17 protein-coding genes are annotated in these 19,020 nt (G+C 36.8%); 10 read left to right on the top strand and 7 right to left on the bottom strand.

What is annotated here, in order from left to right; translation table 11 throughout:
- Window positions 1-13: 13 nt before the first annotated feature.
- A complete protein-coding gene (locus tag ABIL69_03585) occupies window positions 14-1,549 on the bottom strand; it encodes a T9SS type A sorting domain-containing protein (GenBank protein MEO0123066.1) in 1,536 nt (511 codons plus the stop codon).
- 311 nt (window positions 1,550-1,860) lie between these two features.
- Here ABIL69_03585 and ABIL69_03580 point away from each other — a divergent pair, with 311 nt between their 5' ends.
- The 3 genes from ABIL69_03580 to ABIL69_03570 all read left to right on the top strand — a co-directional run bounded on the left by ABIL69_03580 (window position 1,861) and on the right by ABIL69_03570 (window position 5,395).
- A complete protein-coding gene (locus ABIL69_03580) occupies window positions 1,861-2,940 on the top strand; it encodes a glycosyltransferase family 1 protein (protein ID MEO0123065.1) in 1,080 nt (359 codons plus the stop codon).
- A 79-nt stretch (window positions 2,941-3,019) separates the two neighbouring features.
- Window positions 3,020-3,976: a lysylphosphatidylglycerol synthase domain-containing protein gene (locus ABIL69_03575; protein MEO0123064.1), complete on the top strand. Its 957-nt coding sequence runs from the start codon at window positions 3,020-3,022 to the stop codon at window positions 3,974-3,976.
- Between the two features lie 96 nt (window positions 3,977-4,072).
- Window positions 4,073-5,395, top strand: coding sequence for a kelch repeat-containing protein (locus ABIL69_03570; protein ID MEO0123063.1), 1,323 nt, complete (start codon window positions 4,073-4,075; stop codon window positions 5,393-5,395).
- Between the two features lie 56 nt (window positions 5,396-5,451).
- Here the strand turns inward: ABIL69_03570 and ABIL69_03565 are convergent, their stop codons facing one another.
- Entirely contained in the window at window positions 5,452-7,494 is a 2,043-nt protein-coding gene (locus tag ABIL69_03565; GenBank protein MEO0123062.1) for a prolyl oligopeptidase family serine peptidase, read from the bottom strand.
- A gap of 62 nt (window positions 7,495-7,556) precedes the next feature.
- Window positions 7,557-8,876, bottom strand: coding sequence for a hypothetical protein (locus ABIL69_03560; protein MEO0123061.1), 1,320 nt, complete (start codon window positions 8,874-8,876; stop codon window positions 7,557-7,559).
- A 200-nt stretch (window positions 8,877-9,076) separates the two neighbouring features.
- On the opposite strand from ABIL69_03560, the gene ABIL69_03555 reads away from it, so the two are divergent.
- The 7 genes from ABIL69_03555 to ABIL69_03525 all read left to right on the top strand — a co-directional run bounded on the left by ABIL69_03555 (window position 9,077) and on the right by ABIL69_03525 (window position 14,737).
- Window positions 9,077-9,412 (top strand): metalloregulator ArsR/SmtB family transcription factor, encoded by a 336-nt coding sequence (locus ABIL69_03555; GenBank protein ID MEO0123060.1) that lies wholly within the window; start codon window positions 9,077-9,079, stop codon window positions 9,410-9,412.
- A gap of 164 nt (window positions 9,413-9,576) precedes the next feature.
- On the top strand, window positions 9,577-10,746 hold the full coding sequence (locus tag ABIL69_03550) for a permease (GenBank protein ID MEO0123059.1): 1,170 nt from the start codon (window positions 9,577-9,579) through the stop codon (window positions 10,744-10,746).
- A 161-nt stretch (window positions 10,747-10,907) separates the two neighbouring features.
- Complete coding sequence (arsB, locus tag ABIL69_03545; protein ID MEO0123058.1) at window positions 10,908-11,963, top strand: ACR3 family arsenite efflux transporter; 1,056 nt, start codon at window positions 10,908-10,910, stop codon at window positions 11,961-11,963.
- Entirely contained in the window at window positions 11,953-12,963 is a 1,011-nt protein-coding gene (locus ABIL69_03540; protein MEO0123057.1) for a thioredoxin domain-containing protein, read from the top strand. The genes arsB and ABIL69_03540 overlap by 11 nt, the downstream gene beginning before the upstream one ends.
- A gap of 132 nt (window positions 12,964-13,095) precedes the next feature.
- The gene (locus ABIL69_03535; protein ID MEO0123056.1) at window positions 13,096-13,788 is read left to right on the top strand and encodes a cytochrome c biogenesis protein CcdA; all 693 of its coding nucleotides are present in this window, start codon (window positions 13,096-13,098) and stop codon (window positions 13,786-13,788) included.
- Between the two features lie 118 nt (window positions 13,789-13,906).
- Complete coding sequence (locus tag ABIL69_03530) at window positions 13,907-14,164, top strand: thioredoxin family protein (protein ID MEO0123055.1); 258 nt, start codon at window positions 13,907-13,909, stop codon at window positions 14,162-14,164.
- Between the two features lie 84 nt (window positions 14,165-14,248).
- Window positions 14,249-14,737: a thioredoxin family protein gene (locus ABIL69_03525; protein ID MEO0123054.1), complete on the top strand. Its 489-nt coding sequence runs from the start codon at window positions 14,249-14,251 to the stop codon at window positions 14,735-14,737.
- A gap of 94 nt (window positions 14,738-14,831) precedes the next feature.
- On the opposite strand, the gene ABIL69_03520 is transcribed toward ABIL69_03525, so the two are convergent.
- The 4 genes from ABIL69_03520 to mgtE all read right to left on the bottom strand — a co-directional run bounded on the left by ABIL69_03520 (window position 14,832) and on the right by mgtE (window position 18,885).
- Window positions 14,832-15,314 carry a hypothetical protein gene (locus tag ABIL69_03520; GenBank protein MEO0123053.1) on the bottom strand — a complete coding sequence of 161 codons (483 nt, stop codon included), beginning with the start codon at window positions 15,312-15,314 and terminating at the stop codon, window positions 14,832-14,834.
- Between the two features lie 433 nt (window positions 15,315-15,747).
- On the bottom strand, window positions 15,748-16,455 hold the full coding sequence (locus tag ABIL69_03515) for an MvaI/BcnI family restriction endonuclease (GenBank protein ID MEO0123052.1): 708 nt from the start codon (window positions 16,453-16,455) through the stop codon (window positions 15,748-15,750).
- Entirely contained in the window at window positions 16,452-17,369 is a 918-nt protein-coding gene (locus tag ABIL69_03510; GenBank protein MEO0123051.1) for a DNA methyltransferase, read from the bottom strand. The genes ABIL69_03515 and ABIL69_03510 overlap by 4 nt, the downstream gene beginning before the upstream one ends.
- A gap of 133 nt (window positions 17,370-17,502) precedes the next feature.
- On the bottom strand, window positions 17,503-18,885 hold the full coding sequence (mgtE, locus tag ABIL69_03505; GenBank protein ID MEO0123050.1) for a magnesium transporter: 1,383 nt from the start codon (window positions 18,883-18,885) through the stop codon (window positions 17,503-17,505).
- Between the last annotated feature and the right edge of the window lie 135 nt (window positions 18,886-19,020).

Genomic DNA, 19,020 nt, shown 5'->3' with positions numbered 1-19,020 from the left:
TTTCTGCTTTTTTTCACTTTATCACGATCAGTCTTCTGCTTGTAATTTCCGTTTCTGACTTTAATACAAGAAAATAAGTTCCCGATGGCAATTCACGGACATCAATTCTTATATTATATTCTCCTGTTGGTTTAACACCATTCCAAGCATTCAGTACTAATTGTCCCAATGAATTGTAGAGATTTAAAGTAACATAGGAAGGTTCTTTTAAAATAAAATGTACCCTTGCCTCGTCTTTAACCGGATTCGGTTTTATACAAAGGTTATTAACCTTTGAGCTGAATAAAGAACCTGCGTGAATACCCAATCTCCAGTTCAAATTCCAATAAGTCTGCATTCGGTGGTCAAGCAGGACAATTTCAGTATCGGGCATTGAATGGTTATATCTATCCCAGTATGTTAACATAACTCCCAATATAATGGTGGCGCTGGAATCAGGCATCAGCTGGAACGGTCCACTTGCCATCAAAAACCGCTGGTCATCGGGTTGGGGGACTACTGTATCATAAGGAACATATTGCCCATTGTTATAATCATATCCGGCAAGGGCTAAATATCGTTCATTGTCATGATACGGATCGCTTACCAAGGTAAATCTCTTGTATGCTGTCAATCCCATCTGAGGATTCTCCGATGGATCACGCCAGTCCGGGACGCCATCATTGTCAATATCCCATTGACTTGGCGGCACATTATTCCAATAATAAATACTATCCCGCTCATACTGGTCTACAATACCATCGTTATCTTTATCCTGCCCCCATTGTAAATCAAATGGTGTCTGCAATAAATCAAAGCCGATTGCGCCAACATCACTCCAGCCTGGTTCATCTGCAAATTGATACTGAAATGCAAGATTATCAACCCAGATTGATTCGCCATTTACTACATACCATTTTCCAACGATTGCATAGCAAATGTCATTAGCATTAGTCCCTGCCTCATTTCCAATGTCACAATCAGCACAATATCCGAAATATAGATTCTTAATCGGTTTGTGCAGCACATTCTTTATTTCAAATTTCAAAAACGCCATATCCGCAAGCAAAGAATCACTCCAGACATAGACGGTTTGATAGACTCCAATGCCGATTGGTTTTGTATCATTTGGCATATGATATGTTGAATCACAATCATTATAACAACACCAGGAATCCTGGTCTGATAATGGTTCCTGTGGAGCCATGGGAAAACTATCTAAAGGTGCGGGCCAGGGGTATGGATACATATAGATTATTACACAAGGTGCACCCGGGTCCTGTCCGTATAAACCCGGAACAAATTCAGATTCTCCGCCATGGGTTCCATAACCAATTGTCACCATTGTATCGCAGGTTATAGAGTCAATGGCACCAACCCATATCCCTGAGCCAAAAATATACCCCTGACCACTTCCTTTAGGCCAGTAACAGGGCACCCCTATTTTTCCATAGTTCGTTACTCCGAATTCAATATTATTTATGTTATGTATCTTCTGATCCCATTGCCTGCCCCCGATAAGAATCGGTCCATTATAAATAGTTAATATACATACAACAATTATAGCCATAAAACCTCCTTTATATTATTATACTTTATATTTGTGAAATTTTTGTGAAATTTGTATTTTTTTGTTATGGAGGGCTGGGCTATAATCTGATTTTCAATTATTCTTGACTTATGGTTAATACAAGATATAATATATTTATAATAAATTTTCAAAAGGAATTATTGAGATATGAGTTTATTAAATTTTAAAAAATTTATGGATCGAGTAATCTGTTATCTGGACTTAACTTTTTTAATGAGTATTTTGCGGATCGATTTAGCAAGGAAAGATTATTTTTTCTCTTCATAGAAACAGTAATACCAAAATGATATATGAAAATAGCATTAATAAATGATCAACCTTTCTATTCAGGGATGGGTAAATATGCATTCAAGATATTTGAATTGCTAAAAGGGAGATTTCACATTGATTTCTTATTACTAGATTACAAAGCTCGTGCATTAAAAAATCAAGATGGTGCTATCATTGTTCAGGATAAAAGATATCCAATTATTGATAATAAACCATTTTTCTGGTATAGGCTCCACGAAAAATTTCCAGAATATGATTTGTATCATTTTGCCAATCAAAATCTATCCTTTTTAATCTCAAAAACAAACTCTATTATCACCTGTCATGACCTCGCCCCCTTAATAACCCCAGACCATCTTTCAGAAAGATTCTGGCGGCGCTTCATTTACTGGGGGTTAAAAAAGGCTTTGATTATCATGGCGGATTCAGATTCAACCAAAAAAGACTTGATAAAAATTTATGGAATTTCGGAAAAGAAAATAAAAACCGTCTATCTCGGTGTCGAACATAATATCTTCAGACCTTTGCAAAATAAAGAGATTTTGAAACATAAACTAAATATCCCAGAAGATTTCAAAGTCATCCTCAATGTGGGAACTGAAAAATATCGGAAAAATATTCCCTGTCTTTTGAAGGCGTTCGCAAAACTTTTAGCTGATTATAAGAATATCATTTTAATAAGGGTCGGAAGGCAATCTGATACCACGCGTCAATTGATAAGGAAACTGGGGATTGAAAATAATATAAAATATTTTGAAAATGTTAAAGAAAACGAACTTCCAGATTTTTATAATGCCGCAGATATATTCGTAATGCCTTCTTTTTATGAAGGTTTTGGGCTTCCCGCCCTTGAGGCAATGAGTTGTGGGACTCCAGTGGTGGTTGCCAATACAAGTTCTCTGCCCGAAATCGTGGGTGAGGCAGGATTAAAAGTAAATCCATATTCCGTGTTGGAAATTTACGAGGGTATAAAAAAATTGTTGGATAATCGAAGCCTTTATTCTGAGCTAAAAGAAAAGGGCATTACCCAAGCAAAAAAATTCACCTGGCAAAAGACTGCAGATTCAGTTGCTGAAATCTATGAAAACTTTACTGATTAAATATAGAGAATTTCCATTCTTCGATCGTTTTAGAATAATGGAATTGTTGAATTATTGAACAATTTAACTATAATTAATAATGGAGTCCGGCAAACAATTCTCATCAATCTTAAAGAAAGTAATTTTCTGGATTATTGTTTTAATTATATTCTTCTTTTTAGGTAAAAACCTTGTTCAGACCTGGCAGGAGATTCCTTTTGACAAATTAAAATTCAATTTAGGCTTTATCTTAATCTCATTTATCCCCATTTTTTTGAACTTCCTTTATGGGGCGTATCTCTGGCAGAAAATATTGGCAAATCTTGGAGAAAAAATATCGTTTAAATATTCCTTATCTACAACAGGAATTTCAGTCCTCGGGAAATATTTGCCCGGCAAAGTATGGTTTGCCGCAGGTCGAGTTTATTTTATTAAAAAATTGGGTGTAAAAGAAGAAAAAGGATTTTTGAGTATCGCGTTGGAAACAGGACTTCTTTTGCTTTCTTCACTTATCATTTTCATAATCTCCCCATTGATTTATAACTACGCTATATTAAGAAATTATATATTCCTCGCTATTATATTAACCATATTGGCTATTATTGCCCTGCATCCATTTTTTGCAGGTAAAATTATAAATATCATATGCCGGTTATTAAAACGTCCATTTGTAGACTTGCGATACCGATATTTTTCGATGTTAGCTTTAACCTTATTATTCGGAATTGTCTGGATAAATTATGGCATTGGCTTTTTCTTTCTAATAAATTCATTCTATCCGGTATCTTGTAGTAAATTTATTGATTTGACTGGTGTATTTTCAATCTCCTGGAATCTTGGATTTATTGCATTATTTGCCCCTGCGGGATTGGGCGTTAGAGAAGGTATATTAACTCTTTTACTGTCTCTTTATTTTCCTAAACCGATTGCAATTATAATAAGTCTTTTGTCGCGATTGTGGATAACTGTTGCCGAGATTCTTTTTGCTGCGATTTCAATAAAATTCCTACCCTGGCAAATTTCAAAAAGTATCAATTTGGGGAATTCGCAAGAATAAATATTATCTATGCTATCCGTAATAATATCACCTTAGTGAGAACACATATTTGTTGACATATTCTATATTTATTATATAATTTTGTGAGGAGGAAATATGAGAAGTCTTACTATTGTTTCGTTAATTTTTATTTCTACACTATTTTCCGCAGAATGGCAAATTACCGCAAATCCGAGTCCAAGGAGTATGGCAGTTGCATGTACTGATAGCATAGGACAGCGAATGATTTTATTCGGTGGCGGCAATTATAGATTATCCTGGGGCGGATACTTCAATGATGTCTGGACACTTGATTTTAACTCTCAGACTTGGAGATTACTACAACTTTCCCAACTTCTTCCCGCACCGCGGCGTTCACCCTCTATGATATATCATCCTGCGGGTAACTGCGTAATACTCTTTGGCGGCAGGGATGATTATACATTTTATAATGATGTATGGATACTCAATCTCAATCCGGGATATGAAGTATGGACTCAGATTTTCCCTTCTGGGACTCCGCCCGTAGCCCGTGATGCACATTCAGCGATATTTGACCCGGTAAACAATCGTATGATTGTCTTTGGTGGTTATGATGCAGGCGGAAATAACTTCAATGATGTCTGGGCTTTAAATTTGAATGATACAACCTGGATCCAGATAAATCCGTCTGGTTCACCGCCACCGATAAGAGGTGCACATACCGCAACTTATGACCCGATTGCCCATAGAATGATTATTTTCGGCGGCAACAGCTCATCAATTTATAACGATGTCTGGGCATTGGATCTAAATTATGGGAATGAATCATGGCACCAGTTATTTCCATCGGGAAATTCGCCCGGTTCAAGGACAAGACACTGGGCAGTTTATGATAATCAAAATCACGAAATGATTCTGGGATTTGGTTATGATTATCCAGGTTATATGTTATATTACAATGATGTCTGGGCTCTCAATCTGAATTCTTTAGTCTGGCATCAGATTATACCGAGTGGTGTAAACATTGAAGGCAGACGAGGTGCCTGTGCAGCTTATGACCCATTCCATCATAAAATCTTTGTTTTCGGTGGTGATCAGTATTATGACTATTATTTCGGTGATACATATGTGCTTACCCTTGATACACTTGCGATCAGTGAAAACAAAGATAAAACAATCCTTCAATCTTATCTCAAAGTGAAATCCAATCCGGTAAAATTTCCTTGTCAAATCAATGCTTTTGTTCCGACCTGTCGTGATGGATTTTCATTGAGAGTCGTGGATTCCTCAGGAAAGGTGGTTAAAGACTTGATAAAAAAAGGATCTAATTCAGGCAATCACATCATTGCTTGGGATGGTTGCGATAACAATGGCAGACGGGTTTCTGCTGGTACTTACTTTATTCTAATGGATATTGATAATAAACTGAATTCCCAAAAATTGATCGTCATAAAGTGAAAAATCATTTTATTGATTGGTTTTTCGAAGATTTTTAATTAGTGCACAATTAACCATTATCGCAAATTCATACCAAGTTGGCTCATTATGAATGACCACATATCAACATCTTCTTCAATTTGTTCAGATTTTGTTGTCCCGCCTCCGTGTCCTGCATGTCTGCGAACTATTAATAAAATTGGTGCCTCGCCTGTTTGGTTTTCCTGAACCTTTGCTGCCATTTTCATGGCATGCATCGGATGACAACGTGGATCATTATCACTTGCCTCAAAAAGGACTGCAGGATATTTTTGTTTTTTAACATTGTGATAGGGTGAGTACTTGATTAAATATTCAAACTGTTCGGCGTTATCAGCGCTTCCATACTCTTCAGCCCAAATATTTGCATAACTGAATTTATGATATCGTAGCATATCAAGTAGAGGGACACCAACATAGACTGCCTTAAATAATTCTGGCGCTTGGACCAATATCGCGCCGGTAAGCAATCCACCATTACTGGCACCACCAATTGCAAGATACTCAGGACTCGTATACTTATTCTCAATAAGGTATTCCGCCGCAGAAATAAAATCGTCAAAGACATTCTGTTTTTTATCAAGCATTCCTGCCTTATGCCATTCATCCCCAAATTCGCCGCCACCGCGCAGATTAGGTATTGCGATCATTCCACCAGATTCAAGAAAGACTCCATAATTTACGGAAAAATGCGGGTGGATAGATATCTTAAATCCCCCATACCCAGTCAAATATACCGGGTTTTTGCCATTCTTTTTTATATCCTTATGGTGCACCAAGAACATTGGTATTTTTGTTCCATCCTTTGAATCATACCACACCTGTTCGACAACAAAATTAGATAGTTCAATATCAATCGGTGGGCGATGATATAGAATTAATTTATCACTTTCAAAAGCGTATTTATAAATCGTTAATGGATGGGTAAAAGAACTGAAAGAAACCCAGACATCGGGCTTTGACCAGTAGCCCCAGACCCAGGCACTCCCAATGGTTGGCAATGTTAAATCCCTGATGTATTTCCCTTCTATGGTATGAATCTTTATGTTCGTATGGGCATTATGGATATAAACCGCGTAGAGATGCCCACCAATTGCTTCAATATATTCAAGGTGATCTTCAAACTCAGGAATGATTTCCTGCCAGTATTTCTTATCCAGTTTATCCAGAGTCGTTGAAAATACCCTTCCATTTGGTGCATCCAGATTTGTTTTTATTATCAATCGGTCCTCCACCAGAATTATACTATATTCGGCATCAAAACCAATAGCAATCGGTTGCATCGGCTCACTTGTGCCTAATCTCTGGATATAAACTTCATTTTTGTAAAACATTGAGCGATAAAATAATACATATCTTCCATCCTCACTGACTACCGCATTATGAAAATATTCTTTTACTTCCGGATGAAAGAATATTTTTTTATCTTCAGGAGTTGGTGTACCCAGTTTATGGAAATAAACTGCATCCCAGTAGTTCTCTTCACCTTCAGGCACTGTGCCCTTCAATGGATTCGCGGTATAATAAAAACCTGAATTGTCAGGCAACCAGGCAACTCCGCTTTGGCGCCAACCCTGGAGTGAATCAGGTAATATCCGTCCTGTTTCAACTTCCATTATTTTTATAATCGGATTTTCCTTACCTGCTTCCTCCACGCTGTAGGCAATATATTTACCATCCCGTGATGGATAGACCGCGCCAAGTGTATTCAACCCCCATTGATTCGGATCAAATAATAAAACTGATTCAGCATTTTCATTCTCTTTTGTATAATATGCCCAGCGCTCCCAATCCTTCTTTATTGCTGAATAAAATATTCGATCACCAACGAGAACTTGACGAGGAGCAGATATATCATCGTATCTTTTTAATTCAGTAAATCTCCTTTTCAACCATTCCCGCTGCGGAAGTCCATTAAGATATTTATGCGCCAAATAATTCTGTTGTGCTATCCACTCCTGAACTGTATTATCGCCAAAATCTTCCAACCATCTATATTCATCAACAATAATTTTCCCATGGATAATCTCTGACATATGAATTTTTTTTGTCTCAGGGTATATTTTTCTTGTGTATTTCATAATGCATCCAACAAATACCAGAGACAGAATTAAACCAATTTTTGTAATCACGCCTTTCATTTTTATTTTTCAATCTTCTCAAGTGTGAATTCGCCTATAGCAGAGAATTGCTCGCCACTTAAAAGATCGGTCGTTCTTGCAACAATTATATAATTGCCTGCAGGTAAATCCATTGGATGGTACTTTGCAGCGATATATGCTACATCACCCTCACTGCTTTCGGTCTGACTCATAATATCAACAATCTCTTTGCGCATTCGCTCTTTATTGTAAACTTCATAATCAACCCGTAGTAAATGTTGCCCTTCCTGCATCTTGAGATTATACACTTCGTGATAGATATAAAATGGTGTTGAAACGGGAAGCGTTGAATGAACCATTGGCATCACACGACCAACCAGTTTAAAAAATTTCTCATCACTCAGTGATTCGTCAATCAATTTGGCAAAAACTAAATCGCTTATCTTTTTAGCATCATCTTTATAATCAAGCAGGTCAACAGTAAATTCTTTTCTGCCATCCATATTAGTTTTTAAATTGATATACTCTATGATCACTGAATATCTCTGGGGCGCAAGCCAGAGATTAATTTCATCATAAAAGTATTCATTATTTCCAGCCTGAGGAATAACTATATTAGCCTTTTCCGTTATCAGGCTATCAGATTGATTTTTTACCTTTATTTTGCGAAACATTCTACAATCAGTAGTGTCATCAATCATAATTCTTGTATAAATCTCAAGTCTGACTAAATCTTTTCGCTGTCTGAACCTACCAAATGCAACATCAAAATTTAATTTTCCGGCAGATATTGTATCCAAAGGTGGAACTGCTGAAGTATCGTCCTTCAAATAGGGAATGCTAACCTTATCGCCAAACTCCGATTTCGCAATTATTTTATATGCACGGGTCAATCGAACAAAATCAAATTCAACCCCATCATTTTTATATGTCCAGATTTCAGCAGGTCTTACAAATTCTTTGGTCACAATGCCAACTTTTTTCTCGGGTGTAATGACATATCGTCTTGTGGGATTGCCATATTTTACATAGATAGGTATTCTATCATCAGTAAGAGGTGCATATTTACCATATTCTTTAAAGGCAAATTCAGCCCGCTTTTCAAATTCACTTCGCTCTTCATCCCTTCCCTGCCAGTATTGTTCATAAAAAAACTTTCTTTCGGTAGCCGATGGTAAATTCAAATATTGATGAGCTGCGACTGAATCTATCCCTTTTAATCCTAAATATATGTTTCTTTCCTTCTCCAAAAGGCGGTAGTATTTAGCACCCATAATATTAGCACCACAACCCGTAATAAAGAGCAACAATAAACAGAAGGATATAAAACTTTTTTTGTTATTTAATCTTCTGTGTAACATGATACACCTCGTTTATAAGTATAGTCCATTAGCAATTTATGTCAAGAAAATTCTGTGCTTTTTCGCAGGAGTAAACTATAGATTTTTAGTATTAGTAGATAAAATTCTGGGAATATCTTTAAAGCGGTTATTGACATATGACGATATTTAGATATAATCATATAGTTTCTGACTATTGAAGGTAAAAAGGAGTTATCAATATGCAGAATAAAAATGCCGAGATTTTAGATATGAAGGCTGAAGTATTTAATGCTTTAGCACATCCGTTGAGGTTGAGAATAATAGAAAAACTCAGGAATGGTCCCTGTTGCGTGTGCAAAATTATACCGTATGTTGGCGCGGAACAATCCAATGTCTCACACCACCTATCAATCTTGAAAAATGCAGGCATTGTGCGCTGCGAAAAGCGCGGTCTTGAGGTCTGGTATGAAGTTGTGGATAGGCGGATTTTTGAGATAATTGATACCCTTGAAGAGTGTGTCGCAGGAAATTTAAAGAAGAAAAGTGAATTATTCAGGGAAATGGCGAGAAGATGATATGGAAATAGGTAATACGGTTTACGGTTGCGAAAAGCGCTACGGTTTGGTATGACTTCTTCATTTCTTTCATTCCCGCGCAAGCGGAAATCTATCCAAACTATTTTGGCTATTGAAATTTGGGTATTGTTTAGTAATTGGGATTTTAAAAAAAGTGAGGTAAATTGAAAGATAGAACAAGACTTTTAATCTTTATCATTGTCTTTCTCATTCTTTATTTTGTGCCCCTTGAAGGAACGAGAATTCAAGGTGCAATCCTTGAGGCATTCTTTATGATTCAAGAATATGCCCGTGAGCATGTCTTATTCTGTTTGATCCCTGCCTTTTTCATTGCGGGTGCAATCAGCAATTTTGTTTCTAAAGAGGCAGTGATAAAATATTTTGGGGCAAAAGCAAATAAAATCCTTGCCTATGGGATTGCCTCGGTATCGGGCACAATCCTTGCAGTCTGTTCCTGCACGGTCCTGCCAATGTTTGCAGGGATATACACCCGCGGTGCAGGCATTGGTCCAGCAGTGGCCTTTTTATACTCGGGTCCGGCAATAAATGTCCTGGCGATAATCTTGACTGCCCGAATCCTTGGTGCAGAAATGGGTATTGCCAGGGCAGTGGGTGCGGTCTTGTTTTCAATTGTTATTGGTCTTTTGATGGCGCTGATCTATAGAGATAAAAGGATAGAAGGCGAAGAATCATTTGAAACTGAATCAGTGAAATCAAGAGGACGAACCCTTGGCCAGAATGCTCTTTTCTTTCTTTCTTTAATTCTTATTCTGGTGTTTGCTGCCTGGGCAAAGCCCAAAGAACCTGTTGGATTCTGGAATGCAGTATATAACATCCATTGGTATCTTGTTTTAATATTTCTCATTGTAATGTTTGTAATTATCTTCAAATGGTTCAATGCTGATGAGAGAAGAGACTGGGTATTCTCAACCTGGACATTTGCAAAACAGATTTTGCCATTATTATTCGCCGGTGTAATGGTTGCGGGATTTTTATTGGGCAGACCCAATACTGATGCTGGAATAATACCTTCAAAGTATATTGCGATGCTCGTGGGTGGTAATTCAATCTTCGCTAATTTCTTTGCTGCGATCTCCGGTGCATTTATGTATTTTGCCACACTCACTGAAGTTCCAATATTACAGGGTCTTTTGGGTAGCGGTATGGGAAAAGGTCCGGCACTCTCTCTATTGCTTGCTGGTCCTGCGGTGAGTCTACCAAGTATGCTTGTTATCAGTAGCATAATGGGAATAAAAAAGACGATTACCTATATTGTTTTGGTCATTGTGCTTTCAACAATTGTAGGCTGGCTCTATGGAATTTTATTTGCTTAAAAAAGTGATTCAAACGGAAATGAGCGGATGCAAACGGATATCCTGCCCTCGCCCCTCGGTGGGAGAGGCATCACATTTACTGCCCTCGCCCCTCGGTGGGAGAGGCATCACATTTACTGCCCTCGCCCCTCGGTGGGAGAGGGTAAGGGTGAGGGGGTATAATGGACCAAAAGATTAAATTATCTTTATTGGATAGGCTTTTAACCCTCTGGATCTTTTTCGCAATGTTTGTTGGCGTAGGGATGGGTTATCTTTTCACTGGTATAGATGAATTCTGGAATCGTTTTCAAGTGGGCACAACCAACATTCCCATTGCCATTGGTTTGATTCTTATGATGTATCCACCTCTGGCAAAGGTTAAATATGAAGAAATGTCAAGAGTTTTCCGCAATTACAAAGTGCTTGGTCTTTCACTGGTACAGAATTGGATTATTGGACCTATTTTGATGTTTATCCTTGCAATCATATTTTTAAGAGGAGAACCGGCATATATGACAGGACTAATTATGATCGGTCTTGCCCGTTGTATCGCCATGGTGCTTGTGTGGAATGAATTAGCCAAAGGTGACAGTGAATATTGTGCAGGATTGGTCGCTTTTAACTCGGTGTTTCAGGTGATATTTTATTCTATCTATGCATATATCTTCGTTACCTTATTACCACCTATGCTCGGCCTTAAGGGTGTGGTGGTTAAAGTTACCATTGGTCAGATTGCCGAGAGTGTTTTTATCTATCTTGGGATACCGTTTATCGCGGGTATTCTGTCCAGAATTATTGGTTTGAAGACAAAAGGCAAAATTTGGTACGAACAAAAATTTGTTCCTGCCATCAGTCCGATTACCCTAATCGCACTGTTATTTACCATTGTTGTCATGTTTTCGCTAAAAGGTGAATTTATTGTGAAAATTCCTCTTGATGTAGTGAGAGTTGCAATTCCTCTATTCATCTATTTTGTTTCTATGTTTTTACTCTCTTTTTATTTGAGCAAAAAGGCCGGTGCTAACTATCCGCAAAGTGCAACTCTTTCATTTACCGCCGCTTCAAATAACTTTGAATTGGCTATTGCTGTAGCGGTTGCGGTTTTCGGGATTGACTCCGGGCAGGCCTTTGCTGCTGTTATTGGACCTCTGATTGAAGTTCCGGTGTTAATTAGTTTAGTGAATGTAGCACTGTGGATAAAGAGAAAATACTATGAAGGAGAAAAATATGGCAAATAAGCTAAAATATCTTATAATAGGTGCAATTGCTGTTGTGTTAATTCTCGTTGTTATTCTTGTCGCAAGTTATAAAAGACCGGGAGTGATTGTCAATGCTCCCGAAATTCAGACTCGGGATACAATCACTCAGGAAAAAAATGATATATATATGAATACCCTGGTGCAAGCGAAAACCGTAAGCAATTCTGATAACCCGCTGGCACTAACCGATGATATCCTGGCAATCGTAGATAACATAAAAATTACAAAACAACAACTTGATAGTATGTTGAATGCGATGCCTTCACAGATTAAAGAATACTATAAAGATGATAAACCGGGATTTCTTGAGGAGCTGATAACACGGCAATTACTCATAAACGAGGCGAAAAGGCAGAAGGTCAATCAGCAAGACGATTATAAAGACTTAGTTAAACAGAATCCAGATAAAAAAGAAGATATAATGGTCAATTTATTATTGAGAAAGATTGTTTCAAATGTTACGGTCAATGAAAATGAACTAAGGGACTTCTTCAATCAATATAAAGACCAGTTACCAAACAAAGATTATGAATCAGTAAAAGAGCAATTGAGGCCAATGGCAATTGAAGAAAAGCAGCGACTGAAGATTGAAGAATTCATCAATAATCTGAAAGCAAAGGCAAAGATTGTGCGTAATGATAAATGGATAAAAGAGCAGGCGGCGCTTACTGCGGATAATCCATTGAGCCGGGCATTAAAATCAGGCAGGCCTGTGCTTGCAGATTTTGGCCGAGGAACCTGTATCCCCTGCAAGATGATGCAGCCGATCTTAGAGAAGTTACAAAAAGAATATGCAGGCAAGGCTGAAATTCTTATTATTGATGTTGGTGAATATGCGTCTTTGGCCCGCCAATATAAAATTATGATGATTCCAACCCAGATATTTTTTGACAAGAGTGGCAAAGAGGTTTATCGGCACCAGGGGTTTATGCCGGAACAGGATATTATCAGTCAGTTGAAAAAATTAGGTGTGGAATGATATTGCCCAATATGAATTCTAAATTCGAAATCCTAAATGTAAATAAACGCCTAAATACCTACATACCTAAATACCTAAAATTTAGGCATTTTGGACTTTTAGGTATTTTGGATTTTTTATAATGAGGTCTTTATGCTTGAACTCCTAACCTGGTTAACCAAGGCACTTGAGCAAAATCCTGTAATTGCGATTGCTGCTTCATTCTTATGGGGTATTTTGAGCATAATTTTGAGTCCCTGTCATTTAGCGAGTATCCCGCTGGTTGTCGGCTATATAAGTGAGCAGGGCAGGATAAGTGTAAAAAGGGCTTTTGTAATTGCCTTAATCTTTTCCCTTGGGGTGCTTATTACAATCGGCGTAGTCGGATTGGTAACCGCACTTTTGGGCAGGATGATGGGTGATATTGGCAGGACCGGCAATTATATTGTAGCAATCGTGTTTTTTATAATTGGATTGCATTTAATTGGCATAATTCCCCTGCCATTTTCCGGTGGTGGACCAAGCGTTGATAAAAAAGGTTTATTGGGTGCATTTATTATCGGTCTTGTCTTTGGCATTGCCCTGGGTCCCTGCACCTTTGCTTATATGGCACCAATGCTCGGTGTGGTATTTGCTGTTGCCTCAACAAGACTTGGTTATGCAATCACCCTGATTTTTGCCTATGCAATTGGCCATTGTGCAGTAATAGTCCTTGCCGGAACTTTGACCGAAACAATCGGTAATTATCTCCACTGGTCAGAAAAATCAAAGGGTGTATCAATTGTGAAAAAAATCTGTGGTGTTTTGGTGATACTTGGTGGAGTATATTTGATAGTGACATCATGATAAATTTATATGCCTTTAGATATGTTGGATGTGCACGTTTTGAGCATTGAATTTTGGGATTTAAATATTGTTTCGGATTTAGAAATTAGAATTTCGAATTTTAACAAAAGGAGGTTTTATGCTTAACATAAAAATCCTTGGCTCTGGTTGTCCCAGATGCCAGGAAGTGGAAAAAAGGACCAAAGAGGTCCTTGAAGAGATGAAGATAGAGGCAAATATTGAAAAAATAACCGACCTCAAAAAGATAATGGAATATAAGATAATGGCGACGCCGGGATTGGTGATAAATGGTAAAGTAAAAATCTCAGGCAAGATTCCGGCAAAATCGCAGATAAAGGAGTTTATTGAACAAGAAATAGTTAATAAGGGTAAATAAGGGAAAAGAGAGATAAAAAGGGATGAAGAAGGGATTACGAAATTGTAGGAGCGGTTTCTAACCGCGATAGGGATATGAAAGTTTATGGAAATCAGACAAATCACCGTCAAAGGCAATAGAATTGGAATCATTGGCTTAGATGAAATATTCCAATCGGCAAAACAGGCACAGATTGGTGACGGAAATAGTTTAAAGAATTTTCTTTTGGAAAAGGCAAAAGAGCAGAATTATATCCCTTCAAGTGCAGAAGAAGATTATAAAAATGCCCTTTATCGTGAATACCTTAGATTCTGTGGCGAAGAGGTTGAGGAAGAAGAGGCCGGACTGGTGATAAAGATTTTAGGTCCCGGCTGCCCTTCCTGTGAACAACTGGAAAAAGATGTTCGTACTGTAGTCCAGGAATTGAATATTGCAGCAGATATTCAGCACATTCGCGATTTAAAAGAAATCAGCAAATATGGGGTTATCACCACACCAGGACTTGTTATCAACAAAAAAATCGTCTCCACCGGTAAGGTGCCAAATAAAAATCAGATAAAAGACTGGATACTTTCAGCAATAAAAACGGATTAATATACTTTGGTCATATCAGTAATTACATTCCATTGATATGGATTTTCAATTTATTGAGGTAATTTAAAAGATAAAAGTGTATTGATATAATAAGTTATTTTTCACCCCAACTTTTTGAAAAATTAATCACATTGCTGAATATTTTTGAACACTGAGCTAACTTAGTTTGTTTTACTCTATTATATGTATTTTTATCTAATAACATCAAGTCGCAATATGGTAAATAACAAACATGGTAGTCATCAAGAATATCGTTGACTTTCACTTGAATTCCTCCAAAAGTTATTCTTTCAATTAAATTATAAAGTAGTAGGCTGGGCATAAATTCGGCTGATAATCCAACTAACCTGTCAACGAATTGATTATCAGATCTACTTGTATTTACGCCTCTAATTTGACCTAAATAATGCGTGATATCAAATCTGAGAACATCTTTAGGATTCCGCCATATGGCAGCATTTTTGTTTATGCTATTTATCCTGTCAGCGTCCGCTTGAAATCTCTTATAAATTTCTACACAAAAGTTTCGCTCAATTAACAAATTAATGAGTTCGGAAAGGGTCTTAGGTTGTGCCATAGTGTATTTTATTTGATTTAACACAAGAACGTTTGGTATTTCAGATTTAGAAATCTTCTAAATCTGCCAACAAATCATTAAATGAATCAAAATAGACCTTAATGATCTTTTTCTCATTGCTTGCGAGAAAGTCGAACGCGTTTTTCGACTTCTTTTTTGAATATTTTGTGAGGGGCGGGCAGCCACTTTATATTTTTACATTTGTCAAGATATTCTACAATTGTATCACGTTTAATTCTTTTCCTATGTGTAAGTTCGAACAAATGTATTACAGAAATCATAAGCCAAACATTATCGGTTGACAATGCATTATATATTTTCCCCCATGCGTGGTTGCTATTATGCTGTTCTGCCAATTTGCGTAATGCCCAGGTATCAAGATAAATAAATTTCATTTAAGTTATTTAGGAGCTAACATCTGTAGAATACTCTATTACATTATTCTCTCTCTATTACTAAAGCATAAATCAAGTTTGTCGGGCATTACTCTAAATCCTGTTCCGTGGTCATGGGTTCTGCCATCAGGATATTGACCAATTCTGATGTCTACAAGTATGATGCCTTCTTTCAATAATTTAATAAAATTTTCGAAGCTAAATCCACTTAAAAGCCATGCCTCGTTAAACCAGAATTGTTCTCCTTTGCCTGTTCCTTTTGAATCTGCTTTGACATATAACAAATATGGCATCTTTTTCTCAAAAGCATATTTTAGTGTATCCTTATCCCAATATCCCACAATTTCATTCTCGGGTGTTATGATGTTAATTCTTTCACTTTCGATCGTTATTTTAAATCCTTTTTTCCCTTTAAGATTATTAAATTTAATTGCGTTAATAGTAGTTTCTAATCTTTTCGTCTTATCATTTTTTTCCGAATAGTAACCAAATCTTTTGAGTAAAACGCTATTTGCTCCTTTGGGAAGAGGTGATTTAGTAAATAATGTCAACATAGAAGAAGCATTCTTTCGCACTGATTTTATTTCAATAACTTTAGCATTGGGACCGGGAATATTGTTTTCTTTAATACCGAGCAAGTCTTCGAGAGTCTTGCCTATTCCTGTATTACCCTCACGGTGCGTTTTTATGTATCCCATTTCTTTTATTTTTCTCAATTTTCTTGTGATCTCTAAATAACCCTTCATGGCCTCCAAAAGTCAAGTAAATACTCAAAAGTTGTACTTAAAGTAATATAGTTTTTAGGCCAACCATAAATTCCAACTTTATTGACTAAATTTCTCTTATCCCAAATAATGATGTTTCTAAGCTCGTAGCCCACTTTCGTCATTTCTTCAATAACATAAGCGTGCGTTGGATATCTACGATTGTTCTCCCACAAATCATTTATGTTGATAACACAATGGGCTTTTGGTTTCAGTAGAGGCAATATCCCTCTAAAAATGTCAGCTAATGCAACGGCATATGTCTTTGGTTCCATTGTGCCCAAATCCCTTGGGTTGGCTGAATATTGCTGATTTTTTTTATAATACTTATTAACTCGTAAATCACCGCGAATACTTTTGTTAAGACGTGCATGATTGAGCATATTTGCATATGGTGGTGAAGTTACAACCAAGGCAACAGTTTCTTCTTTAAGGTATTTTGGAATATTTATTGCATCATCGCAGATTGCTATTTGCTTTGTCCCTTGCCCAAAATTTAATTGTAGTGTGGCTAAACGCTTCTTTGTCGTTTCAATATACTTAGAATTTAAATCAAATCCCACTGCATTTCTTTCTACATCCCTCGCTGCAATGAGGGTTGTACCAATTCCTACAAAAGGATCAAGCACTAACTCACCTCTATGAGTAAATAATTCTATGCATCGTTTTGGTAGACCAATTGGGAAAACAGCCGGGTGTATATCTTTATCTCTAATATCTCTCTTCTCATAATAAAATTCCCAAATGGCAACTTGATTTTTTAACCATTCCTTAGGTGTAAGACAATTAATATGATTATCAGGACAATTGCAAGTTTTAAGAAAATTTATTTCTATTTTTTCCGGATAGATAGCGGGTAGTACATCATGAACATTTTTAACTTGATGCTTCTTCATTGTATAAAATTATATTTAACTTCGCATTAAAGTCAAGATTTTTGCACCACTATTGCTTTTGTCATTCTTCGGGTTTTAGCATATAAAATTACAAATTTTTGTAAGAGATTTTTATTTATATTAATCAGTTTTTTCAATGCAGCATCAAGTAGGCGATGCCCAGATAAATACCGGTGCCGATAATATCAGCAAGGGTGGTGATTAGCGGGGTACTTGCGGTTGCTGGATCTTTTTTAAATCGGGTAAAAATAAACGGTAATAAAATGCCGATTAAGCTCCCCACGATTACATTCACAATCATTGCGATAACCACTACAGAAGCAACCGTCAAATTCCTGCCGCGGAGAATGCCCATAAAAGAAATACCAAGCCCCATCGTGATTCCCAATGCACCAGCAACAAATAATTCTCTGATTAAAAGCTTAAGCCAATCTCGCATTTGAATTGTTCCCAATGCCATTGCCCTTATGACCAAAGTTGCAGATTGAGAACCAGCATTACCTGCGGTGTCAACAAGCACTGGTAAAAATGTCACAAGTACTACATATCTGGCAATAGTTTCTTGGAACCCCTGAATTATGCCGCCGGTAATCAAATCCATAAGCAACAATGCCAGAAGCCATGTCACCCTGCTGCGGTATAATTTTTGTAAAGGGACTTCTTTAATTTTTGTTATAAAATCTACTTTGATTGGTTTCGTAGCAATTGCCGAGATTTTTGTAAAGTCTTCGGTCTGTTCTTCCTGTAATACATCAATAATGTCATCAATGGTAACAATTCCCAATAGTTGCCCTTCAGCATTTGTAACCGGCAGAGATATCAAATCATATTTTTGCATCACCTTCGCTGCCTCTTCCTGATCCGCATAGGCATTTATAGAAACATAATTGTGATCCATTAATGATTCAATTGTCTGATTTGGTTCAGCAAGTATCAATTTTCTTATTGGAATATCATCAAGTAATTTGCCACTATCATCCACCACATAAACTACATTAATGGTCTCTGCATCTTTGCCATATTTGCGGATGTACTCCATAGTCTCGATTATTGTCCACGTAGGTTTTACCGCCACATAATCAGGGGTTAGTAACCTACCCACACTATCTTTGGGATATGCGAGCAACTGAAGAACTTCTTTCCTATCCTCTAATGATAGAATATCAAGCAATTTACGGATTAAATCCGGCGGCAACTCTTCAAACAATTCGGTTCTATCATCGGGTTTGATTTCAGAAAGAATCTGTTTGACCTGCTGCTCGTTTAGACTTTTAAGAATATTTTCCTGAGCATTAGCATCAAATTTGGCAAATATTGCTGATTGTAATTTTGTTGGAAGGAGTAAGAAGATTATAAGCATATCATTGGGATTAAGTTCTTTAAATAGCTCAATGATATCTACTGGTTCCCAAGTGGAAATAAAATCTTTTAAAACATGCCAGTTTTTCTCATTGATTGCTTCTTTAATTTCTGGCATTACCAATTTAACCAGTGGACTATATTTAAATTTTGGCATTATAACCTCGATTTACTCCTTTTAATTAGCATTTCCCTTTAATCATAACTCTATTATATCTAAAAATATAATTTTGTGAAGGTTTTTATAATTAAATTTTTCATTGATTGTTAATATATTCTGGCTATAATTTTA

It is taken from the genome of candidate division WOR-3 bacterium, from assembly GCA_039802005.1.
Lineage (GTDB): Bacteria > Hydrothermota > Tepidihabitantia > SM23-42 > JAOAFX01 > JAOAFX01.
Note: the sequence above shows the minus strand (reverse complement) of the source record. Positions and strands in the feature narration are given on the sequence as shown.